We start from the raw sequence: 22,440 nt of genomic DNA, 5'->3' as shown, positions 1-22,440 counted from the left end.
GTTCGCGCTCCGGGTGGGGCCGGAAGTGTCCGTTCGCGCCGATTAGGATTGGTAACCATGACCGACGCAGCAGCAGGGACCACGCCCCGGGCGGGCCGCCCGCCGAAGGACGGGGCGCCGGCGGCCAGTGACCAGTACGTGCAGTCGCTCGCGCGCGGGCTGGCGGTGATCCGCGCGTTCGACACCGAACATGCGGACATGACGCTCACCGAGGTGGCTGCCCGCACGGATCTCACGCGTGCGACGGCGCGGCGTTTCCTGCACACGCTCGTGGAGCTCGGTTACGTCCGGACCGACGGCAAGACTTTCGCACTCACGGCCCAGGTGCTCCAGCTCGGCTACGCCTACCTGTCCGGGCTCTCCCTGCCGCAGCTGGCACAGCCGCACCTTGAAGAGCTGTCCCTGAAGCTGGGGGAGTCGACGTCGGCAGCGGTGCTGGACGGGACGGACATCGCCTACATCGCCCGGGTTACCACCCGCCGGATCATGACGATCGGCATCACCGTGGGGACCAGGTTCCCCGCGTATGCGACGTCGATGGGCAGGGTGCTGCTCGCCGGGCTTCCGCCGGAGCAGCTGAAAGAATACCTGGCCGCGGCGGAGATCAAGCCCCTCACCCCGCGCGCGATCGGCACGGTAAAGGACCTTCTGGCCGTCCTCGACAAAGTCCGGGCTCAAGGCTGGTGCCTGCTGGACCAGGAGCTGGAGCTTGGGCTGATGTCCGTGGCTGCGCCTGTTTACCACGGGCCGAAGGTGGTAGCGGCCGTCAACGTGTCGCTGCAGGCCCAGTCCGTGGCTGCCAAGCCCGATCCCGAGGCGTACCTGGAATCCGTGACGAAGGAAATCGTGGCCACGGCCGAGCGGATCTCGTCGGACTTCTCCAGCGGGCGTTAGCCGTACTAACCCGGTTGGCTGGTGAGGCGGCGGAGGATCTGCGCCTTCCCACAATGGAGCTCAGAGAAACCAGCAGTGAGCTTATTCCCGCTGGGGTCGTGAGCGGAAGTAGTGGTTGCGGCGGGGTTTTCGGTGGGGGTCGAGTTCTGGTGGGGGTTTGAACCAGGGGACCTCGTTGGTGACTTCGATGGTCCAGTGTTCTTTGTGGATGAGGTGGTGGTGATGGCTGCAGAGGAGGACGCCGTTGCCGGTGCCGGTGGTGCCGCCTTGGGACCAGTAGGTGATGTGGTGGGCTTCGCACCAGGGTGCGGGGATGGTGCAGTCGGGGAAGGCGCAGCCCTGGTCCCGTGCGGTGATGGCTTTGCGGATGTGGGGCGGGAAGACCCGTGAGGCGCGGCCGATGTCCAGGATGCGGCCTTCGCTGCCGAGGACGACGGGGATGATGTCGGCGTCGCAGGCGATTTTGCGGATCGTGGCCGGGTTCACGGGCCCGGTGAACGCGAACAGGGCGGTGCCGTCGCCGGTCCGGCCGGTGTAGCCCGGCCGGGGGCCCTGCACGCCCTGGGACCACTGCGCGCCCTGGGCCCAGTCAGAAGGCGGCGCGGCCCACTGTGCACTTTGCGCTCCCTGAAGATCGTGCCGTTGGTGGAGTTCGGCGAGGAGGTCGCGGTAGTTGATGGTGACCAGGATCTGGGGCCGGTGGCCGCCGTTGGCGGGCAGGGTGTCGGTGGTGAGGGCGGTTTGGCAGGCGCCGACGAGCCCGTCGAGTCTCTTTTGGCCCTGTGACCGGTGATCCAGGGGGATCTCCGGGAGGCCCGGGGTGTCCCAGCCGGCCAAGCCGCCCTGTTCAGCGTCCCCGTCACCACCGGTCCCGCCGCGACCTGTCCCGTCATTGTCTGCCCCGGTACTGCTGGTCCTGTCGGTGCCGGTCCCGTCGGTGCTGGTTGGGGTGCCGGGGGCCGGGGTGCGGGGGTTGGTGGCGGTGTTCATGACGGTGGTGAGGGTTTCGAACTGTTCGGCGGTGGCGAAAATTTCCAGGTGCTGCAGTCCGTGTTTGGGGCGGCGGATGAAGGCGCCCTGGATCTGGCGGAGGGCCGGTTCGGAGGGTTCGGTCCCGTCCTGGTCGATGGCCTCGGCCCAGTGTTTGGTGACCCGGGTCAGGAAGTCGCCGTCGCTTTCGACGGCGGTGCGGGTCAGGGCGTGTTCCATCTCGGCGGTGACGCCCGGGGTGGTGAGATGCCGGGCCCGGTCCAGGGCCAGGGTGATGGTGGTCCCGGCGCGGGAGCTGATCTGGGCGGTGCTGAGCGCGGCGGCGAGTTCTTCGTAGCGGGGCGGGAGCTGCTGGCCGCCGAACCCTGCCCGGGGCAGGACGGCGTCGGCCAGGGAGAGGCGGCGGCGGGCTTCGGCGGCGGTGATCCGCAGCCTTGCCTGCAGGAACTCGACAGTGGTGCGGGCCCCGTCATCCCCCGGACCCGGGCACCCTGCGGCGGCAGCGGTCGGGACGAGGGGTGACGCGGCGGTGGTCAGCGCCGTGGTGCGGGCCCGGTCCACGGCACCGGCGGCGATCACCTGCAGATGCTCCACGTGGCGGGAGAGCTGCTCGACCCGGTCCGCGAAATCCGCGGCCTGCCCGAAACCCCACAACCCCGTGTCTTCGGCGGTGATCGCGTCCGATGACAGCAAATCAAGGGCGTGGTCCACCACGTCCGCTTCGGAAGAAACGACCTGCAAGGCGTTGGCGCCGGCAGTAGCCAACCCACCGGCACCGGGCCCTAAGGCCCGGTCTGCCCGGTCTGCGGTGAATCCCCCAACGGCTTCCATGGATCCAGTCTGGTCCGGGGGTCTGACATTAATAGCCCCGCCGCTGTCCGACCGGCCGCTGTGAGACCGGCCGTTGGCCGACCGGCCGACCGAAGTGCCGCCGTCGGACGGCAACCGATCAGGCCGGCTACCGCCGTCGTTCCCTGAAACGGAAGCCAACCCACCGACACCGGGCCGTCCGGCCCGGTCTGCGGTGAATCCCCCAATGGCTTCCATAAATACAGTCTGATCCGAGGCACTGACATTATTCGCGGAGGGCTGAGGAACAGCGGGACCAGGGTCCTAGCTGCGTTCCTTGACCCCGCACCAGTTGGCGATGAACAAGGCAATGCTCTTGGTGATGCGGCGTACCGACTCCACGGAGACGCGCTCGTCGAACCCGTGGATCGATTCCGAAACCGGCCCATAAACCAGTGCCGGAGTGTCCGCATACAACGCGAAAACCCGCCCGTCCAGGTATCCCGGCGTCGTAAAGCTGGAAAGGTCCGCGTCGAAAACCTGGCGGTGCGTTTGTTCCAGCAGGCCTTCGGCGTCGCTGCCGGGCTCAAGGACGTAGCCCTCCGAGTAGAAACCGGTCTTCGTGGGAACGGCGTTGATGGGCGCAGGTCCCCGGCAGAGTCCCGCCAGGCACTCCTGCAGCTCAGCCCAGGCCGAGTCGGCACTGATTCCGGGATAGATGGCGGCGCGGACATCGAACTCACACCAGGCGGGCACGCTCGATGGCCAGTCCCCGCCGGCAATGCCACCAAAATTGAAGTTGATGGGGTGTTCAAGGTTCTCGAAGTACGCGTGGCTGCCCCGGTCCGCATTCCACTTCTCTTCGACCTCACGGAGTGCAGCCATGGCTGTGTACGCCGCATCGATCGCGTTGAAGCCGGAGCCCATCTCGCGTGGGTGTGTGGGGTTTCCGGTCACCCGTACCTTGAACCAGAGAACGCCAACGTTGGCGCGCACCAGCATGTCCTCTTCGGGTTCCGGGATGATGACGGCGTCTGCCCGGTAGCCGCGCAAAAAGGCGGCCAGCGAGCCGTTACCGGTGCATTCTTCTTCAACGACTGACTGAAAGTGGATCCGCCCCGCGGGTTCCAGGCCAGCGGTGCAGACGGCGTCGAAAGCAAACAGATTCGCGGCAAGACCTGCCTTCATATCTCCCGCGCCCCGGCCATAGAGCCAGCCGTCGATGATCGGTGCATCCCACGGCGAACGGGACCATGCCTCGTACGGACCTTCGGGAACGACGTCGACGTGGCCGTTGAGAATCAGCGAGCGACCTTCCTCACGGGCTGGCCGGTAGGTGCCGACGACGTTTGTCACCCCCTCATAGGAGACCGTCACGGGGCCAAATCCTACGTGGCTGGCGAGTTCTTCGGGATCGAGCTCCCAGCGGTCCATCTCCAGCCCGCGTTGGGCCATCGCAGAGTGCAGCAGATCCTGGGCACTCCCTTCGTCGGTGCGCAGGGACGGGTGCCTGACGAGTTCCTGGGTGAAGGCGAGCTGGGCGTCAAAGGCGGCGTCCACGGCGTCGAGGATCCGGCGGCTCTGTTCTTCGGTGATCATGTTTTCTCCGGGGGCGGTGGGGGAATACGACGGCGGGATACGGCTTGGGGGAGCCGTCCCGCGGACGGCTCCCCCAAGAAAAGGCGATAAGCGGTGTTTAGTTGTCGGTCACGATGCGCTTGTCCTGCACGCGCATACGCTCGCCGATGAGTCCGCCGGCTGCGGTCATCAGTGCGATGATGGCCAGGATCAGCGCGGCACCCCACGACTTGTTGCCGGAGACTCCGAGCATGGCGGTGGCAATCATCGGCATGAAGCCGCTCGTGGCGCCGGCGATGTTGTAGCCGAGGGCGACGCCCGAGTAGCGCAGCTTCGGCGGGAACAGCTCGGTCAGCAGCGCGCCGTTGACGGCGTACGCAACCCCGACGAGGACAATGCCGATGGTGATTGCCAGGGTGATCAGCACCGGAGACTTTGTGTCGATCATGGCAAACAGCGGGAACGCTGCTACGGCCGTGAGCAGGCCGCCCCACATGGTGACCTTGCCGGGGCCGATCTTTTCGGCCAGTCGTCCCATGAGGACAGTGATGACGATCTGTGCGACGGCGGCAATCAGGGTTGCGTTGACCATGACACTTCGCGGCACGCCCAGGCTGTTGGAACCGTAGCTGACGGTGAAGGTGGTGATCATGTAGAAGCCGCCCACACCCAGCATTGCCGCAAGTACCGCGATGATCAGGCGGCCGCCGGCGTGGCGGAGGACGTCGAGTGCCGGGACCTTGGCGGTCTCCTCATGGGCCAGGAGGTCCTTGAAGATCGGGGATTCCTCCACCTTCATCCGGATCCACAGTGCGATGACCAGCAGGGGGAAGGCCAACAGGAAGGGAATGCGCCAGCCCCAAGCGTCAAAGGTCTGCGAGGGGAACAGGAGAACCAGGGTGAAGGCGCCGGAGGAGAGCAGCGTTCCCACAGGCGAGCCGATCTGCACCAGGGCTGCGAAACGTCCGCGCTTCTCTGCGGGGGCGTGTTCCACGGCCATGGTCACGGCACCGCCCCATTCGCCGCCCACGGCAAGGCCCTGGACCAGGCGCAGTATCGCGAGCACGACAGGGGCTGCCAGGCCGATCGTGCCGAAGTCCGGCATCAGGCCGATCAGGCCGGTGGCAACGCCGATCATGACGATCGTGGTCAGCAGCGCAGGCCGCCGTCCGTAGCGGTCTCCGATGTAGCCGAAGAGGATGGCGCCAATGGGCCTGGCAGCGAAACCCACGCCGAAGGTCGCGAACGACGCGAGCAGGGCCGCCGTCGGGTCCAAATCGGTGAAGATGAGCCGGTTGAAGACCAACGCGGCTGCCGTGCCGAAGAGGTAGTAGTCGTACCACTCGAGCGCGGTGCCGACGAACGCGGCGCGGGCAATCGTGCCCGCATCCTTGCCCGAGATGGTGGGAGGAGCAACTTGTGCGCCTTCAAGTGAGTGTGACGTCGCCACGTGGATGCCTTTCGAACTGTGCGTGCCCCGTTCCGCAGCATGTGCGGCGGCCGCAGCCTGAAGATTCCGTGAGTTCCCATCCGGGGAAGCGGAGGGTGGGCGCCTAGCGGATAGGGCCGGGCTACAAGTTCGAGCGTAAAGGAGTGACAATCTCCTAAACAATGACATTTTTCACCCAGAATCCGCTTCTAGCGTGTGCATTGTCACAACGCGGGTTGCTCGTAAGAGGCAATCGAGACCAGGGCAAGGGCGGCCTGCGCCGGCACCGTCAGGTCGAGCCCGATCACCTCTTGCAGGGCATTGAGCCGGTTGACCACGGTGTTCCGGTGGCAGTAGAGCTCTTCGGAGGTGAGCTTGACGGAGCCGGTGCGGCCATAGCTCACGGCCACGTCCAGGAGGCGCTGCCGTTCATGGGGGCTGCACTTGTCCAAGGCGTTCCATACCGGGGCGGCAAAATCGGGCAGTGCCTTTTCCAGCATCTCCGCCGCCACGCCCATCCAGGTATCGGCGACGGTGCCCAGCCGGGTTCCGGGCGCCAGGTGCGTCGCGAGGACCAACGCAGACGATGCCGCCTTCGGCACGGCGGAGAGCCCCCCTGCCTTCGGGATGTAACCGGCCGAAAAGTCAGGCTGCTTCTGCCGCCAGGTGTGCTCCTTGCGGACCACCCGGAACAGGTAGAGTGCACCGGCCTTTTCGAACATGAAGGTCCGGCGGTCCGACTCGTACTGCTGCTGCGCCTGCGTCACGGCGTCCCCGGTCACCGCCAGCACCTCGAAGGTGTCCGAGATTCCCACGCCAAGGGCAGTGGCAATGTCCGGCAGGTCCGCCGGGTTGGCGTGGTCGAAGAGCCTGGTGAGCAGGCGCTGCCGGTACAGCTGCTTGTTCCGGGCCAGGAGCGCTTCTTCCTCGGCAAAGGCCTGCTGGATGCTGCTGACGTAGCCTTCGACCGTATCCAGCAAGCGGTCCATATTGGCCACCAGGACATCCATGCGGTCCTCGCGGGCCACCCGCTCCAGCCCTTTCCACAGAACCCGGAAGTCATTGCGAACAGCCTCCAGGAAGGCGTTCAGCGGAACACCCTGGCGTGCCCTGCGGACGGCCACGGCACGGGGGAGGGCCTCCAGGTCGGGCGGAAGTGGCGCGCCGGCCAGCTGCAGCAGGAACATGTCCATACTGTCCGCGGCCGTCTGGTAGATGTCCTCCTCCGGGACGAGGGCCTCGTCGTAGGAGACGGCCTGGAAGCGCTCGAGGAAGTCGCGGACCAGGGTGTCCCGCTCCTTCCACAGCCTCCCGATGAGCTCCGCCCAGTCCGGTTCGGCTGAGGGCGCCTGCGGAAAGTTCCTGACTTTCGCCGCGCCGACTGGTGGGGTTGGGGTGCGGGTGTCCATGTGACCATTTTAGGCATTTGCCCAAGTTGTGGGCCCAAACCGGAGGCTTTTTTCCATTGAGAAGGATATTTTTCCAGTGTTGAATTGCAGAGTCAGCAGGGTCACCCTGCGCCGGCTCGCGGAACCCCCGACGCCGGGACAACCACCGGGAACCGCACCGCGGGGCCGGGAACCGCACACCAAGAGGACTCATGCTGGTCGATCTCCTAATCCGCAATGCCCATATCCTGACCCAGGATCCCGCGCACCCGCACGCAGGGGAGCTGTGGATCCACGATGGAAAAGTCATTGCCGTGGACGAGGGCCCGGACTGCGGACTCCGCGCCCGCCGAACCATCGACGCGGCAGGCAGCACCGTGGTTCCGGGCTTCAACGATGTCCATGCGCACAGCGTCTGGTTCGGGCTGACCCTCATGGAGGCCAACCTCGGCGCGGCCAGGAGCCTGGACGACGTATACGCCATCATCGCGGAAGCGTCAGCATCGCTCGGTTTGGATGAGTGGGTGGTCGCCTCGGGCTTCAGCCCCCTGCTGCTGGCCGGGACTCAGCCTGACGGGGCCCAGCCTGACGGGACCCAGCCTGACGGCGCCCAGCCCGACCGCGACCGCCTGGACGCGGCCGCCGGCGGCCGGCCAGTCTGGATCAAACATTCCTCGGGGCACGCGTGCACCCTCAACGGCGTGGCTCTTGACCTTGTGCTGAAGGACGTTGACCCGGCCAGGCCGATTGAAGGCGGAGCAGTCGTCACCGACCCGTCCGGGCGGCCCACGGGTTTGCTGGAAGAGAATGCCATGCGGCTGGTCCAGGACCTCATGCTGCCGTATCCGCTGGAGACCATCGAGCGGGCACTGGACCTCGCCACCACCCACTATCTGTCCGAAGGCATTACCAGCGTCACCGACGCCGGCATAGCAGGCGGCTGGATCGGGCACAGTCCGCGTGAATTCATGGCCTATCAAAATGCCCGGGACAAGGGCATGCTCAGTGTGCGTATGCAACCCATGCTGGTCCTGGACGCGCTGCATGCCGCTACAGGCCACTCGTCGGAGCCGGAAGCACGGGGCATCGACGCCGGGATACGCACCGGGCTGGGGGACGACTGGCTCCGCCTGGGGTCGGTGAAGATCTTCAGCGACGGCTCCCTCTTGGGGAGCACCGCGTACATGACCGAGGACTACGTGGGCTGCACCCACAACCACGGCTACCTGCAGATGGATGCACAGGAGCTGCGCTCCGCCGCTCTTGAGGCCTACCGTGCGGGCTGGGCGATCGCGATGCACGCCATCGGCGACCATGCCATTGACCACGCCATCGACATCATCAGCGAGGCCCAGGATGCCTACGGACTCAACTCGCTGCCCAACCGGATTGAGCACGGCGGGGTGCTGCGGCCGGAGCAGCTGGACAGGATCGCCGAGGCCGGGATTGTGGTGGTTCCGCAGCCGCACTTCATCACCGAATTCGGTGACGGGATGGCCCGCCTGCTCGGCCCCCGACGGACGGAATTGTCCTACCCCGCGAAGAGCCTGCTGCGCCGGGGCTCGATCCTGCCGGGAAGTTCGGACCGCCCCGTCTCGGAGGGCCGGCCGCTGAACGTGATGCAGTCATTCGTGGAACGCCTGACTCCGTCCGGCGCGGTATACGGTCCCGCGGAGCGGATTACGGCTGCCGAAGCGCTCGCCGCCTACACCACGGGTTCGGCGGCGGCCACGGGGGCGGCCGACGTCAAGGGCAGGCTCTCACCCGGATATCTTGCCGACCTGGTCTTTCTTAACCAGGATCCGACGGCGGTGCCCTCCTCGGATATCGCCGCAACCCAGGTTCTGGCCACCATGGTCGGCGGCGACATGCGGTTCGGGGCAGACAGGTTCCCGGCGACCGACACGGACACGGACCCGGACGCGACAGAATTCGCGACAGCACTTAGCGGGAAGGAAACCCCATGAGCACCACCAACGAACAGTTCCTGGACGATTTCAGGGCGATGTCCGCCTTCGGCGCAACGGATGGCGGCGGCGTGGACCGCCAGGCCGGAACTGCAGCCGACCATGAAACCCGCAAGTGGTTCGGCGAATGGCTTGCGCGGCACGGCTTCGACGAAAAGGTGGACCATGCGGGCAACCAGTTCGGCACCGTTGAACTCGTACCCGGCGCACCCTACGTTCTGGTCGGTTCGCACCTGGACTCCCAGCCGCTGGCCGGCCGCTACGACGGCGCGTACGGTGTGCTGGCCGCCGGGCACGCCGCTGCCCGCGTTGCGGGGGAAGTGGCAGCCGGGAAGGTGCAGCCGCGCTACAACCTGGCGGTAGTGAACTGGTTCAACGAAGAGGGCAGCCGGTTCACCCCGAGCATGATGGGCAGCTCGGTGTTCACCGGCAAGCTTGGGCTTGATGCCGCGCTGGCCACCACAGATGCGGCCGGCGAGACCGTTTCGTCTGCGCTCGCGTCCGGACACCGGCAGGCGGCCGAGGACGCTCCGTCCCTGGCAGACGTGGCCAACTACGCCGAGATCCACATCGAGCAGGGCCGGGTCCTGCAGGAGCAGGGCGTCCAGATCGGCATCGTGGACAAGACGTGGGCCGCCAGCAAGTACCGCGTGACCGTCAACGGAAGCCAGTCGCACACCGGAGCCACCAGGATGGAGGACCGCCAGGACGCCCTCTACGGCGCGGCGCTGATCATTGCCGCCGCACGGGACCTTACGGCGGAATTCGAGCCGGGAATGCTGCACACATCGGTCTCCGAGATGCAGGTCCTGCCCAACTCACCCGTCACCATTGCGCGGCAGGTACTCATGAACCTGGATTTGCGCTCCCCGGACGAGGACGTGCTGGCCCGTGCCCGGGACATCCTGGCCAAGTGGATCGGCGATGCCCAGGACCGTTCCCGCACTGACATCCAGCTGGAACTCACGCACCAGTGGGGGCTTGTGTCCTATCAGGCGGAAGGCGTGGCACTGGGAACCGCCAGCGCCGGGCACCTCGGTTTCAGCCACATGAACATCATGACGGTGGCCGGGCATGACTCCACCAACATGAAGGATGCTGTGCCCACGGTGATGCTGTTCGTTCCAAGCGAAGAGGGCATTTCCCACAACGAGGCGGAGTTCACGCGTGATGAGGACGCGGTGCGCGGCGTAGCGCTGCTCACCGAGGTGGTGCGCCGGCTGGTCCGCGGCGAACTCGAGACAGGGCGAACTCGAGACAGCCAGGATGAACAAGGAGTAAGCGGGCCGTCACCCTCCCGCCGCGCGCCCTTGGGCCATAGACTCTAGCCAACTACGTGCAGCAGCGCCGCTCCGTCCATCCGGCCTCGAAGGTCCGGAAAACTCCAGGGGAGCAGAGCGCCGCTGCACCCGTTGGAAGGAAGTGGCGCGTGAAGCTGGGCATAGTGCGGGAGCGCCGGGAAGGCGAGCGGCGGGTCGCTGCGACGCCGGAAACCGTAAAGCAGCTGGCCGGACTGGGCCTGGAGGTGCTGATCGAATCCCGGGCGGGCGTTTCCGCCGGGCATGCCGACGATGAATACCGCGAGGCAGGCGCCCAGATCGTTGCCGACCTCGATCCCGCCGGGCTGGATATCCTCGCCCATGTCCGCCCGCTGGAACTCCCGACGGCGGCAGCCCTGAAGCGGGGTGCCGTCACCGTGGGCTTAGCCTCGCCGTCGTCCGAACTCGCCACCGTCAGGGCGCTCGCCGAAGGTGGGGTCACGTCCTTCGCGCTGGAACTGGTGCCGCGCATCTCCCGTGCCCAGTCCATGGACGCCCTCTCCTCGCAGGCGCTCGTGGCAGGCTACCGCTGCGTCCTCGAAGCTGCCATCCGCCTGCCGCGCTTCTTCCCGCTGTACATGACAGCGGCCGGAACGGTGCCGCCCGCGCGGGTGCTGGTGCTCGGCGTCGGCGTGGCGGGGCTGCAGGCGATCGGAACGGCTAAACGGCTGGGCGCCCGCGTGTCCGCCAACGACATCCGGCCCTCCTCGGCGGAAGAGGTCACCTCCATGGGCGGCACCTTCATCAAACTGGACCTGGAGACGGCGGAGGCGGCCGGCGGATATGCCCGCGAGCTCAGCGCCGACCGCGGCGCCCTGCAGCGGCAGTTGCTGGCACCGCACGTCGCCGGTGCCGACGTGTTGATCACGACGGCGGCGGTCCCGGGCAGGCACGCACCGCTCCTGGTGACCCGCGAGATGGTGCAGGGAATGCGCCCGGGGTCCGTCGTCGTCGACCTCGCCGCGGAATCCGGCGGCAACGTCGAGGGGTCCGTTCCAGGCCGGGACATCCATGTCCCCACCGCCGACGGAAAGGGGACCGTCACCGTCGTCGGCCTGAGGGACGCGCCGTCCGCCATGCCCACGGACGCCTCCCGGCTCTACGCGAAGAACGTGGCCAACCTGTTGGCCCTGATGACCCGCGACGGGACGGTGGCCCCGGATTTCGACGACGACGTGATAGCAGGTGCGTGCCTGACGCACGACGGCGTGGTGCGGCACCCGCCGACGGCGGAAGCTCTCGCGGCGCTCACTGGAGACAACGTGCCAGGCGGCGCGTCAGCCGACGCGCCAGAAGACACTGCCGACGAGGCGGACAACGAACTCGCAGACCAGATGGCCAATGACCCGGTGAAGGCGTCGGAAAACGAAGGGGTGGTCTGATGGACGGTATCAGCCTGCTGACCATCACCGTGCTTGCGGTGTTTGTCGGCTTCGAGGTGGTGTCCAAGGTCTCCAGCACGCTGCATACGCCCCTGATGTCCGGTGCGAACGCCATTCACGGGATCATCCTGGTGGGCGCCATCATCGTCGCCGGCCAGGCCACGCACCCCTGGGTGCTCGCGGTGGCGCTGCTGGCGGTGGTCCTCGCCACGGCGAACCTTGTGGGTGGCTTTGTGGTGACGGACCGCATGCTGGAGATGTTCCGCGGCCGCAAGGAAAAACCAGCCAAGCCCGTTCCCGAGGTCGGAGCCCCCGACGTTGGCGCCCAAGGGCAGGGTGTCCCCCCGGGTGAAACCAAGGAAAACACGGAGGCCACGCGGTGATCCTCCTCGACCCCAGCGTCACCGCCCTGCTGTACCTCGCGGCCGCCGTCTTCTTCATCCTGGCGCTGAAGGGCCTGAATTCCCCGCGCACCGCCCGCCGCGGCAACCTCATCGGCGCCTTCGGTGCGCTGGTCGCCGTCGTTACCGTCTTTTTCTCGACCCGGCTGGACAACGTCCCCCTGATCCTCGGCGCCATAGCCGTCGGTTCCGGTGTGGCCGCCCCCGTGGCCAGGCGCGTCAAGATGACCCAGATGCCGCAGCTCGTCGCCCTCTTCAACGGGGTGGGCGGCGGCGCCGCCGCCCTCGTGGCGCTGCTGGAACTGCCGCATGCGGAGGACGCCTGGGTGCGCGTCGCCGTCGTCTTCACCCTGCTGGTGGGGGCGGTGTCCTTCGCCGGCTCAGCCGTGACGTTCGCGAAGCTGCAGGAGCTCATGACCACCCGCCCCGTGGTGTTCCCCGGCCTGCCGGTGCTCATGGGCGCGGTGCTGCTCGCCGCCGTCGGTGCCGCGGCCGCCGTGGTGACGGGCGGGTCTCTCGTGCTGGCGCTGCTGCTCCTGCTGCTGGGCCTGGTGGCAGGCGTGCTGCTGGTGCTGCCGGTGGGCGGCGCAGACGTGCCGATTGTCATTTCGCTGCTCAACGCCTTCACCGGCCTCGCGGTTGCCGCGTCCGGACTGGTGCTGGGCAACGTGCTCCTCGTGGTGGCCGGGACGCTCGTGGGGGCGTCGGGCACCATCCTCACCCGGGCGATGGCCGCGGCCATGGGCCGCAGCGTGGCCGGCATCCTGTTTGGCGCGTTCCGGGGAGGTTCGACGGCGGGATCCACCGCCGTGAGCGACCGTCCGGTCCGTTCGTCCAGCCCGGAGGACGTGGCCGTGCTGCTGGGCTACGCGCAGCGGGTGATCATCGTTCCCGGCTACGGCCTGGCCGTGGCGCAGGGACAGCACACCGCGGCAGAGCTGGCTCAGGCCCTGGAAGCCCGGGGAATCCGCGTGGACTTCGCCATTCATCCTGTGGCGGGACGCATGCCCGGGCACATGAACGTGCTCCTCGCCGAAGCCAATGTCCCGTACGAATCGCTCAAGGAAATGAGCGAGATCAACTCCGAGTTCCGCACCGCTGACGTCGCGCTGGTGGTGGGGGCGAACGACGTCGTGAACCCCGCAGCGAAGACCACCGCCGGCTCGCCCATCTACGGCATGCCGATCCTCGAGGTGGCGGACGCACGCCAGGTGGTGTTCCTCAAACGCTCCATGCGGCCCGGGTTCGCTGGGATCGAGAACGAACTCATGTTCGAGCCGCAGACCACGCTGCTGTTCGGCGACGCGAAGGAGTCCCTGACGAAGGTGCTGGGGGCGGTGAAGGCCCTGTAGGGTGGGGCCTTCGGGGACTGTGTACCCCGTTACCGGGAGGTCCGTCCCGCACCCCGCCGTTACCGAAATGTGACTTTTGGTGTGGAGGTGCGATAGCCTCGGCCGGTGCCCTGGTTCCGCTCAGGGCATTCCCGGGCAGATGCCGAGCCCTGCCGCTGACCGGGATCCGTTCGCTATCACCAACAGGCAGGGACGGGGGAACCACCTTTTTACCGGTCTTGCCAGTCAAGGCCTAGGGGTTAAGTCCAGACGCTCCGCCTAGAGGCGGGCAGGACCGGGTGACTCCCATCCGAACCCGACAGCTCACCCCGCAGGCATGGGAGAGGCAATCCACCATGTCACGTAAGTTCACGCCCGCGCGCCACCGCGCCACCCCGACGACGTCCATCGCCCTGCAGGGCCTGTCGTATTCCCTCAAGTCCAACGCCGCCTCGGTTGCCAAGCCGGCGGCCGCCGCCGCCGTCGCTTCCGGTCTTCTCTTTGGCGCCGGTGCACCCGCCCATGCAGGTGCCTACGCCCCCGAGACGCCGGACGCCGCCGCACAGTCCGCCACCGGCCAGGCGCTGGGCGCGCCGGCCGCCGCTGCCCAGTCCGTCGCTGGCCAGGCGCTCGCCGCCCCGGCCGCACCGGCAGCTCCGGCCCCGGCAGGCGGCGGATCTGCTGTTGCCGGTGCGTCGCACACCGTTGAGCCCGGCGACACCCTTGGTGCGATCGCAGCACGGCACGGTGTCAGCCTTGATGCACTTCTGGCAGAGAACGGCCTGTCCCTGGCCTCGGTCATTTACCCCGGTGACCAGATCTTCATCCCCGGGCCGGGCGCAGCCGCAGTGCCTGCGGCCCCGGCAGCACCCGCAGTACCCGAGGTTCCTGCCGCGCCGGCAGCCCCTGCGGCCCCGGCTGTCCCGACCGGCATGGGGATCTACAACGCCTCCGCGTCGATAACGCCAGCAGCAACCGCTCCGGCAGCCAGCGGCGTTGGCGCAGCCATTGTGTCCTCCGCCCGGGCGCAGCTCGGTGCCACCCAGGACTGCACCGTCCTGGTGGAACAGGCACTGCGCTCCGTCGGCAAGTCCGTGGGTGACCTCGCGCCCGCGCAGTTTTACCAGTACGGCACTCCGGTCTCGGCCCCGCAGCCCGGGGACCTGATGATCAGCGCCGGACACGTCGGCGTCTACATCGGCGGCGGGCAGGCCATCAGCAGCGGCATGAACGGCGTCAACGAAACCATCGTGCACCCGGCCTCCTGGCTCACCGGCGCCACGTACGTGCGGGTGAACGCGTAATTAGGGTGAACGCCTAACAGGCGGGACGCATTACACAGCAGCGGCGGGTGCATCGGCACCCGCCGCTGCCGCGTTTGGTGGCCGTTGGAATACCGGAGAGATTGCTCAGCGCCCGCCACACGGCTCCGCGACCGCCCACGGCTACGCGGCGGCGGTCGGCAACTGAAACAAAAGTCACTTCCACGCAACAATTGTTGACCTATGGATACCCGGGCGGTTAACTGATGGCCTGACCGGATGTGAGCTGGGGCACGTCACGGCTGAAACTTTGCAAGCACGCCGAGAGTGAGTTCCCGTGGACCTAATCACCACCGCCGAGGTTGAGGCAGCAGCGACGAGGCTGATGACTGCCTTCGCGGCCACCAACACAGACGACTACTTCGACTGTTTCGCGCCTGATGCGACGTTCGTCTTCCATTCCGAGCCGGACCGCCTCACCTCGCGCGGGGAATACCGCGCCCTGTGGCAGAGCTGGCTCGAGGATGGTTGGCGGGTCGCAGGGTGCGCAAGTTCCAAAGCGGACATCCAGATAGCCGGCCCAACCGCAGTATTCAGCCACGATGTCGAAACCGTCATCGATGTGGCCGGTACAAGCGAGACCCTTCACGAGAGGGAGACCATCATTTTCACCAGGACGGAGTCTGGCAGCGTGCTCGCGGTTCATGAGCATCTTTCTCCGGCGCCTGCTAACCCGAAGGTCCTCTCATGACAAAAGATTCCAAAGCCCCCGCCGTGACTGAGGTTGAAAAGCACGGTATCGAACCGATTCCCGCAGCCGACAGGACCGCGAAACCCTTGGATCTGTTCCGTTTGGTGTTCGGGGGCGCGAACACCTTCGCCACGGTGGTCCTGGGATCGTTTCCCATCCTCTTTGGGCTGTCCTTCAAGGACGCATTGTTGGCCACGGTCCTGGGCGTGGTGGTTGGCGGGCTGGTCCTTTGCCCAATGGCCGTTTTCGGCCCGACCAACGGAATGAACAATGCCGTTTCATCGTCAGGGCACCTGGGCGTGCACGGCCGTGTGGTGGGATCCTTCCTGTCACTCCTGACGGCCTTCGCTTTCTTCTCCATCTCCGTGTGGAGTTCAGGGGACGCGCTGGTAGGAGGCGCGAACCGCCTGGTGGGCCTGCCCCAAAACGCCGTGACGCTAAGCCTCGCCTACGGCGTCTTTGCTGTCCTGATCCTGACCGTGTGCATCTACGGGTTCCGTTTCATGCTCTGGGTCAACAAGATCGCCGTGGTCGCTGCGTCCCTGCTCTTCCTGCTGGGCATCTTTGCATTCGCGGGTTCGTTCGACGCTTCCTACGCCGGGACGTTCGGACAGGCGGCGGATGCTGCCACCAATGCGCTGTTCTGGCCGTCCTTCATAGGATCGGCACTGATCGTCATGTCCAACCCGATCTCCTTCGGCGCCTTCCTGGGCGACTGGTCCCGGTACATCCCGGCTGAAACGCCAAAGCGAAAGGTCATGGCTGCCGCTTTTCTCGCCCAGGTAGCCACTCTGGTGCCGTTTGGCTTCGGGCTGGTCACCGCCACCATCATTGCCACGGAGGCGCCGTCGTTCTTTGAAAACTCTGATTACGTGGGCGGCCTCCTGGCCGTTTCCCCTGCCTGGTATTTCCTGCCGGTATGCCTCATTGCCCTGGTGGGCGGAATGTCCACCGGCACCACCGCGCTCTACGGAACGGGCCTCGACTTCTCCAGCGTCTTTCCCAGGTTCTCCCGCGTCCAGGCCACCCTGTTCATCGGGTCCATCGCGATCGTCTTCATCTTCGTGGGCCGCTTCGCCTTCAACATTGTGCAGAGCATCTCCACCTTCGCGGTGCTCATCATCACTTGCACTGCTCCGTGGATGATCATGATGATGATCGGGTACGTGACGCGGCGGGGATGGTACGACGCCGACTCCCTCCAGGTCTTCAACCGCCGCCAGGTGGGCGGCCGGTACTGGTTCAATCGCGGGTGGAACTGGCGCGCCATGGGCGTCTGGATCTTCTCCGCGGTCATGGGAATCATGTTCGTGAACGTTCCGAACCAGTTCGTCGGTGCCCTTGGAAACCTTGCCGCTGGAGTGGACCTGAGTATCCCCGTTTCGATCGGCCTGGCGGCAGTTCTCTACCCCGCGGTGCTGTGGCTCTTCCCCGAACCGGCAGACGCGTACGGCCCGGCCGGACCAAGGTTCGTCAGGGCGGCCGCCTCGAAGAACATCCCCATTGTGGACGAAAAGAAGGATTTGGAGCCCGTGCTGTCCTGACGGGCTGGCCGCACCGAAACTAGTCCCGGTGCGGCGGCAGCGTTTGGGCGGCGCGGACGACGGCGTCCGTCACCTCCGCGAGGCCCGGCGAGTCAAGCGTCCATACCTGCCAGTAGAGCCGCAGGTCCTCGCTCCACGCCGGGTCAAGCTCAACGAGCGAGTTCTCGGGGTCCTGCTGGTCCGGCACCATGCCCCAGCCCAGGCCAGCGTGGATCGACTCGACGAACTGAACTGAATCGGGCATGAAAAGCTGCGGGGGCGTGGCGTCCGGCGCGATGCGCGCGAGGACGGCGAGCTGGTGCGTGTCCTTCCGGTCGTACTGCATGACGGGGGCGGCGGCGAGGGCCACCGGGGTGGGGCCGTCCGGGAACCAGCGGCCCGCGAAATCGCGTGACGCCTTGGCCCGGTACACCATGGTGCCGAGCGGGCGGAGGGTGCAGCCCTGCACCGGCCGGGGATCCGCGGTGATTGCGCCGACGGCATCGCCGGACCGCAGGAGATCGGCCGTAGCGTGCTCGTCGTCGCGCAAGAGCTCGAGGGCCACGCGGCCGCCGAGTGCGATCTCCCGGTAGGCCGCCGGCAGCCACGTCGCGATGGAGTCCGCGTTGGCCACGACGGGAACCCGCAGCCGTTCGGCGCTGGGCGGCGCACCGTCGCCGTCTTCCTCCTCGGCAGACCCAGGCCCGCGCAGGGCAAGGACCGCCTCGTCGGCGAGGAGCAGGAGCTGGCGCGCCGAACGGAGGAGCTGCTCACCCGCCGGCGTAGGCCGGACCGGCTTGAGGCGCCGCACCAGAACGCTGCCCACGGAGCGTTCGAGCGCCTTAATGCGCTGGCTCACGGCTGAGGGAGTGAGGCGGAGTTCCCCCGCGGCGGCATCGAACGTCTCGTGGTCAACGACGGCGGCAAGGGCCCTGAGCTGGTCGAGTTCCATGAAGCAATTCTAATGGAACTACAGAAAAAGTGAATTGCTTTTCAGATGTTACGACCGTACCTTCGAAGAATGCTTCCCTTTCTGACCGGTCTCGGAGCCGGCCTCAGCCTGATTGTCGCCATCGGAGCGCAGAACGCGTTCGTCCTGCGGCAGGGCCTCAAACGTGAGGGCGTCCTGCCGGTCGTCCTGGTGTGCCTCGTCAGCGATGCGCTCCTGATCCTGGCCGGCGTCGCGGGGATCGGCGCCCTCATCCAGGGCGCACCCGTCCTGCTCGCGGTGGTGCGCTGGTTCGGCGTTGCGTTCCTTCTCGCCTACGCAGTTTTCGCCGCGCGGCGCGCCTTGCGCCCCGGCGCTCTCAAGGCAGCGGATTCTCCCGGCAGGGGGACCGTCTGGTCGGCCGTACTTACCGCCGCCGCCATCACCTGGCTCAACCCCCACGTGTACCTCGACACGCTGGTGCTGCTGGGCTCGCTCGCCAACTCCCACGGTGATTCCGGGAAATGGCTCTTCGGGGCTGGAGCCGCCGCCGGCAGCGCCGTCTGGTTTCCCCTGATCGGCTACGGGGCGCGCGGACTCAGCGGCTTTTTCGCGCGGCCGGCGTCGTGGCGCATCCTCGACGGCGTCGTGGCACTGCTCATGCTCACCCTGGCCATCGTCCTCGCAGCCGGACACTGAGGCTCACAACTAAAGACCGACGGCGGCGTCGCGGTCAGCCGCGGCAGCTTTGTTATCCGCTGTCGCCAGCCATTCGGTCGAGTATCCCGGCGATAATGTCCAGTGCACGCGCAAGCTGCAGATCGGTCGGGGCGCCGTACCCGATGACCAGGCCGTTTTCCGGTGTCCGTTCTGCAAAGTAGCCTGCCAGTGTCACAACCCGCACCCCCAGCTCCAGTGCTTCCTCGGCCAGGCGCTCGGCCGGAACGTTCTGCTGGAGCCGGATGACGGCGTGCAGGCCGCCGTCCAGGGCAGCCAATTGCAGGTCTGCCCGTCCACCAAGGCGCTCGAGCAGCAGTTCGCGGCGGTGCGCGTACTGGCGCCTCGCCCGGGCGATGTGCCGTGCGAGGCCTCCGCCCGCGATGTAATTGGCCAAGGCATACTGCAGTACCCCGGGGACAGGTGTGCCGAGGGCAAGCCGTGCGTCCTTGAGGCGCTGCCCTGAGGGGCCGCGAACTACGAGGTAACCGCACCGCAGCCACGGGCTCAGGGACTTTGAGAAGGTGCCCACCAGGACGACTTCGGCAGCGGAGGGCAGCGAAGCCAGGGCGGGCAGGGGCATCCGCCGGTGCCGGAATTCGCTGTCGTAGTCGTCCTCGAGGATGAGCACCCGGTTGGTTTCAGCCCAGGCCAGCAGAGCCAGTCTTTCCTTCACCGGCATCCGGCCGCCCAGGGGGTACTGGTGGCTGGGAGTGACCAGGATGGCGTCAGGGCGGGGATCAACGGCCGCAAGCTGTGCCGCTTCCAGCCCGTCGTCGGCAACCGGCAGGGTTTCCACCGCGGCTCCCGCCGCGGAAAGCACCCGCCTGGCCGTGGGATAGCCGGGGTCCTCCATCAGCACGCGGGGCCGGTCCCCCGCGCCGCGGAGTGCCGTGACGATCAGCTGCAGGGCGTCACTGGTACCGGCTGTGATGACGACGTCGTCAGCACTCACCGTAAGTCCGCGGGACGCAGCGAGGTGCTCAGCCACGGCAGCGCGAAGGGCCGGAGTGCCCAGGCTGGCCGGAAGCTCCACCTCCACCGGCTCGGCAACGGCCGTCCGCCACGCGGCCCGCCATTCGCGGTCACGGAACGGGGCACCGGACGGCCGTCCCGGCGTGAGGTCGATGGTTGCCGTTTGCTCCATGCCGGATACGGCCAGATCGCCTGCCGTCGCCATGCCCCGGCCGTCGGAGCGTACCGCCACGCGCGTGCCGCCCGAGCCCCGGCTTTCCAGATACCCTTCGCCGGCAAGCTGCTCATAGGCGCGGACCACCACTCCGCGGGAGACGCCAAGCCCGGCGGCGAGGCGCCGCGATGCCGGCAGGGTGTGCTCGGGCCTCAGGGTTCCGTCCAGGATGGCGCCCCTTAGCCGGACAACCAGCTGGGAGGTAAGCGGAACACGGCTCTGCTGGTCCAGAACCAGTGGCAGTTCGGCTTCGATCTTGGTCCTCCTGAATCGTGGATTCTTGGATCTATGTTAGGACCAATGCGGCTGTGAGCATGAAGGGAGAAACCAAAACTGACTGAAGAGAGGACGCCTTTCATGTTTAAGGGTCTTTGTGCATTTCCCCTGACTCCGCTCGCCGGGGACGACGTCGACGAAGCCGCACTGGTGCGGCTGGTGGCGCGGTCCGTCGGCGCGGGCGTGGACTCCATCGGCGTGCTGGGTTCGACCGGCATCTACACCTACCTGCTGCGCGAGGAACGCCGCCAGGTGGTGGAGGCCGCCGTTGACGCTGCCCAGGGAACTCCGGTGGTGGCAGGTGTCGGCGCCATGCGCACCCGTGACGTGCTGGACTGCGTCGAAGATGCCCAGACTGCGGGTGCCTCCGGCCTGCTGCTGGCTCCTGTCTCGTATCAGCGGCTTACCGAGGACGAGGTCTACGGGCTCTACCGCGAAGTCTCGTCCGCGTCGGATCTGCCGATCGCCGTCTACGACAACCCTGCCACCACAGGGTTCACCTTCTCCGATGAACTGCATGGCCGGATCGCCGAGCTTCCCGGCATCGCATCGATAAAGTTCCCGCCCCCCGTTCCGGGCCAGGCCGCCGAACGCATCGCGAGTCTCCGCGCCGCAGTTCCCAAAGGCGTTTCCCTGGGTATCAGCGGTGACTGGGCCGCGGCGGAGGCACTTCTGGCCGGGTGCGACGTTTGGTATTCGGTTATCGCCGGTGTTTTCCCCAAGACCGCCAAGGTGATCGTTGATCTTGCCATGACCGGCCGGACCGGCCAGACCGGCCAAGGTGACCAGGCAAGGGATGCCTCTGCCGCGCTGGAACCGGTGTGGGCCCTCTTCCGCACCTACGGGAGCCTGCGCGTCGCTGCCACTATGGCCGAAGTCCTTGGCTTTGTGGAGGCGCCGTGCCTGCCCCGCCCACTGCAAAGCCTGGATGCCGAGGGCCGCAGCAGGGTCGAGGAAGCCCTGCGGCTCAGCGGACTGGGCGCCTGAGCAGGTGCGGGATGGGTAGCCTGAACCGCGGCACTGCGGAGCAACAAGCACTGGAGCAAGAAGCACCGGACCTGGCCCCGGCCAGCGGAGGACTGGTCCGCTATGTGGCGGCCGCGACGCTGGCACGCACCGCGGACGGCGGAGCCGTTGTGGCAATAGTCCTCATGGTCACTTCCAGCGGGGCGCCGGGTTGGCTTGCCGGCCTGCTCGGCGCCTGCATCACCGCGCCGCACCTGCTGGGGCCGCTCGTGGCGCGAAGCCTGGACTCCTGCCGCGACGGCCGCGTCCTGATCGCGGGGGCGTGCGTCGTCCATGGCGCCACGCTGGCGGCAGCCGTGCTGCTGTACCCGGTGGTCTGGCCGGCGGTGACCGGCCTTCTGCTGGTGGTTTCGGGGCTGGTGGGGCCGCTGCTGACCGGCGGCATCAGCAGCCGCCTTCCGGCGATCGCCGGACCGGACCAGGTCACCCAGCGCCGTGCCCAGGGCTGGGATGTGGCCACCTACGGCATCGGCGGGACCATCGGCCCAAGCGTCGTGGCCGCTGTCTCCGCCTGGGCCGGACCCAGTGTAGCCGCGCTGATCCTGGCGGCGGCCACCTTCGTGGCTGCCGCCGTCGTTCGATTGCTGCCCTACGTTCCTCCCCCAGCAGTGGCAGCCGATGTTCCGAGGCCTGCCCAGACCCTGCGGCTGATGGCTGTCACCGGCCGCCTTCGGAGGATGCTGTACCTGACCATCACGGTGGCGTTCTCCGTGGCCGCACTTCCCATCGCGGCCGTCGCCTCCACCTCCATGTTCGAAGTACAGCCTGCCGCTGCCGGCGTGCTGACTGCCGCTTATGGGCTGGGCGGCCTGGCGGGTTCGGCCGGAGTGATGTGCCGCCCGCTGCGGGGCGACGCGGACCGACTGGTGACGCGCCTCGCGGGATTCGTCGCCGCGGCGCTGGCCGTCGCCGCCTTGTCCGGGTCCTTTGCGCCTGCCGTCGCCGCGTACGCAGCCGCTGGGGCCATGAACTCGTACTTCTTCGCGGCGACCCTCGCCGCCCGCAGCGAGTTTGCCCCGCCGCAGGTCCGGGGGCAGGTCTTCGTTTGGGTTGGCGCCCTCAAGATCGCCGCCGGGTCAGCGGGAACAGCCGCGGCGGGCGCCGTCATCACAGGGCAGCCGCAGCTCCCCCTGTTCCTTGCTGCCGCACTCATCCTGGCCGTTGCCGGGGCCTCGGTCCTGGACCGCCGCGGCGCCGGCGGGCTGAAGACGGCGCGCTGAGGTTCGTCGGCTGCCGTCCGATCGCCCTGGTAAGTATCAGCCGGATTGATTGGGCCGTGCCCCATATCCCGGGAACGCGG

Annotated in this window: 18 protein-coding genes and 1 riboswitch; of the genes, 12 read left to right on the top strand and 6 right to left on the bottom strand. The window is 67.3% G+C overall.

Annotated features, from left to right (window positions below; genetic code table 11):
* Nucleotides 1-57: 57 nt before the first annotated feature.
* Nucleotides 58-894, top strand: a complete 837-nt coding sequence (locus AC57BR_RS01475; protein ID WP_496358020.1) for an IclR family transcriptional regulator domain-containing protein — start codon at nucleotides 58-60, stop codon at nucleotides 892-894.
* An 81-nt stretch (nucleotides 895-975) separates the two neighbouring features.
* Here AC57BR_RS01475 and AC57BR_RS01470 read toward each other — a convergent pair whose 3' ends face one another.
* From AC57BR_RS01470 to AC57BR_RS01455, 4 genes are all read right to left on the bottom strand, one after another.
* On the bottom strand, nucleotides 976-2,715 hold the full coding sequence (locus AC57BR_RS01470) for a DUF222 domain-containing protein (RefSeq protein ID WP_496358019.1): 1,740 nt from the start codon (nucleotides 2,713-2,715) through the stop codon (nucleotides 976-978).
* Between the two features lie 282 nt (nucleotides 2,716-2,997).
* Entirely contained in the window at nucleotides 2,998-4,272 is a 1,275-nt protein-coding gene (locus tag AC57BR_RS01465; protein WP_496358018.1) for an ArgE/DapE family deacylase, read from the bottom strand.
* Between the two features lie 97 nt (nucleotides 4,273-4,369).
* Nucleotides 4,370-5,701, bottom strand: coding sequence for an MFS transporter (locus AC57BR_RS01460; protein ID WP_496358017.1), 1,332 nt, complete (start codon nucleotides 5,699-5,701; stop codon nucleotides 4,370-4,372).
* Between the two features lie 203 nt (nucleotides 5,702-5,904).
* Nucleotides 5,905-7,089 (bottom strand): RsbRD N-terminal domain-containing protein, encoded by a 1,185-nt coding sequence (locus tag AC57BR_RS01455; RefSeq protein ID WP_496358016.1) that lies wholly within the window; start codon nucleotides 7,087-7,089, stop codon nucleotides 5,905-5,907.
* Nucleotides 7,090-7,280: 191 nt separating this feature from the next.
* Between AC57BR_RS01455 and AC57BR_RS01450 the strand changes: the two genes are divergently transcribed.
* The 8 genes from AC57BR_RS01450 to AC57BR_RS01415 all read left to right on the top strand — a co-directional run bounded on the left by AC57BR_RS01450 (nucleotide 7,281) and on the right by AC57BR_RS01415 (nucleotide 17,025).
* Nucleotides 7,281-9,035 carry an amidohydrolase gene (locus tag AC57BR_RS01450; RefSeq protein WP_496358015.1) on the top strand — a complete coding sequence of 585 codons (1,755 nt, stop codon included), beginning with the start codon at nucleotides 7,281-7,283 and terminating at the stop codon, nucleotides 9,033-9,035.
* The gene (locus tag AC57BR_RS01445; protein ID WP_496358014.1) at nucleotides 9,032-10,363 is read left to right on the top strand and encodes a M20 family metallo-hydrolase; all 1,332 of its coding nucleotides are present in this window, start codon (nucleotides 9,032-9,034) and stop codon (nucleotides 10,361-10,363) included. The genes AC57BR_RS01450 and AC57BR_RS01445 overlap by 4 nt, the downstream gene beginning before the upstream one ends.
* A 101-nt stretch (nucleotides 10,364-10,464) precedes the next feature.
* A complete protein-coding gene (locus tag AC57BR_RS01440; protein ID WP_496358013.1) occupies nucleotides 10,465-11,736 on the top strand; it encodes a Re/Si-specific NAD(P)(+) transhydrogenase subunit alpha in 1,272 nt (423 codons plus the stop codon).
* Nucleotides 11,736-12,119 (top strand): NAD(P) transhydrogenase subunit alpha part 2, encoded by a 384-nt coding sequence (locus AC57BR_RS01435; protein WP_496358012.1) that lies wholly within the window; start codon nucleotides 11,736-11,738, stop codon nucleotides 12,117-12,119. Before AC57BR_RS01440 ends, AC57BR_RS01435 begins: the two co-directional genes overlap by 1 nt.
* A complete protein-coding gene (locus tag AC57BR_RS01430; protein WP_496358011.1) occupies nucleotides 12,116-13,489 on the top strand; it encodes an NAD(P)(+) transhydrogenase (Re/Si-specific) subunit beta in 1,374 nt (457 codons plus the stop codon). The genes AC57BR_RS01435 and AC57BR_RS01430 overlap by 4 nt, the downstream gene beginning before the upstream one ends.
* A gap of 161 nt (nucleotides 13,490-13,650) precedes the next feature.
* Nucleotides 13,651-13,821: riboswitch (cyclic di-AMP (ydaO/yuaA leader) on the top strand.
* A 3-nt stretch (nucleotides 13,822-13,824) separates the two neighbouring features.
* A complete protein-coding gene (locus AC57BR_RS01425; protein ID WP_496358010.1) occupies nucleotides 13,825-14,772 on the top strand; it encodes a LysM peptidoglycan-binding domain-containing protein in 948 nt (315 codons plus the stop codon).
* 295 nt (nucleotides 14,773-15,067) lie between these two features.
* Nucleotides 15,068-15,481: a YybH family protein gene (locus AC57BR_RS01420; RefSeq protein WP_496358009.1), complete on the top strand. Its 414-nt coding sequence runs from the start codon at nucleotides 15,068-15,070 to the stop codon at nucleotides 15,479-15,481.
* Nucleotides 15,478-17,025 (top strand): purine-cytosine permease family protein, encoded by a 1,548-nt coding sequence (locus tag AC57BR_RS01415; protein WP_496358008.1) that lies wholly within the window; start codon nucleotides 15,478-15,480, stop codon nucleotides 17,023-17,025. Before AC57BR_RS01420 ends, AC57BR_RS01415 begins: the two co-directional genes overlap by 4 nt.
* 19 nt (nucleotides 17,026-17,044) lie before the next feature.
* On the opposite strand, the gene AC57BR_RS01410 is transcribed toward AC57BR_RS01415, so the two are convergent.
* Complete coding sequence (locus AC57BR_RS01410) at nucleotides 17,045-17,956, bottom strand: ArgP/LysG family DNA-binding transcriptional regulator (protein WP_496358007.1); 912 nt, start codon at nucleotides 17,954-17,956, stop codon at nucleotides 17,045-17,047.
* Nucleotides 17,957-18,025: 69 nt separating this feature from the next.
* Between AC57BR_RS01410 and AC57BR_RS01405 the strand changes: the two genes are divergently transcribed.
* Nucleotides 18,026-18,631, top strand: coding sequence for a LysE/ArgO family amino acid transporter (locus AC57BR_RS01405; protein WP_496358006.1), 606 nt, complete (start codon nucleotides 18,026-18,028; stop codon nucleotides 18,629-18,631).
* Between the two features lie 52 nt (nucleotides 18,632-18,683).
* On the opposite strand, the gene pdxR is transcribed toward AC57BR_RS01405, so the two are convergent.
* On the bottom strand, nucleotides 18,684-20,069 hold the full coding sequence (gene pdxR, locus AC57BR_RS01400) for a MocR-like pyridoxine biosynthesis transcription factor PdxR (RefSeq protein ID WP_496358115.1): 1,386 nt from the start codon (nucleotides 20,067-20,069) through the stop codon (nucleotides 18,684-18,686).
* Between the two features lie 126 nt (nucleotides 20,070-20,195).
* On the opposite strand from pdxR, the gene AC57BR_RS01395 reads away from it, so the two are divergent.
* Together AC57BR_RS01395 and AC57BR_RS01390 are read left to right on the top strand one after the other, a co-directional pair.
* A complete protein-coding gene (locus AC57BR_RS01395) occupies nucleotides 20,196-21,101 on the top strand; it encodes a dihydrodipicolinate synthase family protein (protein ID WP_496358005.1) in 906 nt (301 codons plus the stop codon).
* A gap of 11 nt (nucleotides 21,102-21,112) precedes the next feature.
* Complete coding sequence (locus AC57BR_RS01390) at nucleotides 21,113-22,360, top strand: MFS transporter (RefSeq protein ID WP_496358004.1); 1,248 nt, start codon at nucleotides 21,113-21,115, stop codon at nucleotides 22,358-22,360.
* Nucleotides 22,361-22,440: the final 80 nt, after the last annotated feature.

It is taken from the genome of Arthrobacter sp. BGA-UO-ETr-C19 (assembly GCF_059568005.1).
This window is presented reverse-complemented; position numbering and strand designations above follow the sequence as displayed.

Coding starts and splice junctions, on each gene's coding strand:
- AC57BR_RS01475 (WP_496358020.1), top strand. CDS start 58: ATGACCGACGCAGCAGCAGGGACCACGCCCCGGGCGGGCCGCCCGCCG.
- AC57BR_RS01470 (WP_496358019.1), bottom strand. CDS start 2,715: ATGGAAGCCGTTGGGGGATTCACCGCAGACCGGGCAGACCGGGCCTTA.
- AC57BR_RS01465 (WP_496358018.1), bottom strand. CDS start 4,272: ATGATCACCGAAGAACAGAGCCGCCGGATCCTCGACGCCGTGGACGCC.
- AC57BR_RS01455 (WP_496358016.1), bottom strand. CDS start 7,089: ATGGACACCCGCACCCCAACCCCACCAGTCGGCGCGGCGAAAGTCAGG.
- AC57BR_RS01450 (WP_496358015.1), top strand. CDS start 7,281: ATGCTGGTCGATCTCCTAATCCGCAATGCCCATATCCTGACCCAGGAT.
- AC57BR_RS01445 (WP_496358014.1), top strand. CDS start 9,032: ATGAGCACCACCAACGAACAGTTCCTGGACGATTTCAGGGCGATGTCC.
- AC57BR_RS01435 (WP_496358012.1), top strand. CDS start 11,736: ATGGACGGTATCAGCCTGCTGACCATCACCGTGCTTGCGGTGTTTGTC.
- AC57BR_RS01425 (WP_496358010.1), top strand. CDS start 13,825: ATGTCACGTAAGTTCACGCCCGCGCGCCACCGCGCCACCCCGACGACG.
- AC57BR_RS01415 (WP_496358008.1), top strand. CDS start 15,478: ATGACAAAAGATTCCAAAGCCCCCGCCGTGACTGAGGTTGAAAAGCAC.
- AC57BR_RS01410 (WP_496358007.1), bottom strand. CDS start 17,956: ATGGAACTCGACCAGCTCAGGGCCCTTGCCGCCGTCGTTGACCACGAG.
- AC57BR_RS01405 (WP_496358006.1), top strand. CDS start 18,026: ATGCTTCCCTTTCTGACCGGTCTCGGAGCCGGCCTCAGCCTGATTGTC.
- AC57BR_RS01395 (WP_496358005.1), top strand. CDS start 20,196: ATGTTTAAGGGTCTTTGTGCATTTCCCCTGACTCCGCTCGCCGGGGAC.
- AC57BR_RS01390 (WP_496358004.1), top strand. CDS start 21,113: ATGGGTAGCCTGAACCGCGGCACTGCGGAGCAACAAGCACTGGAGCAA.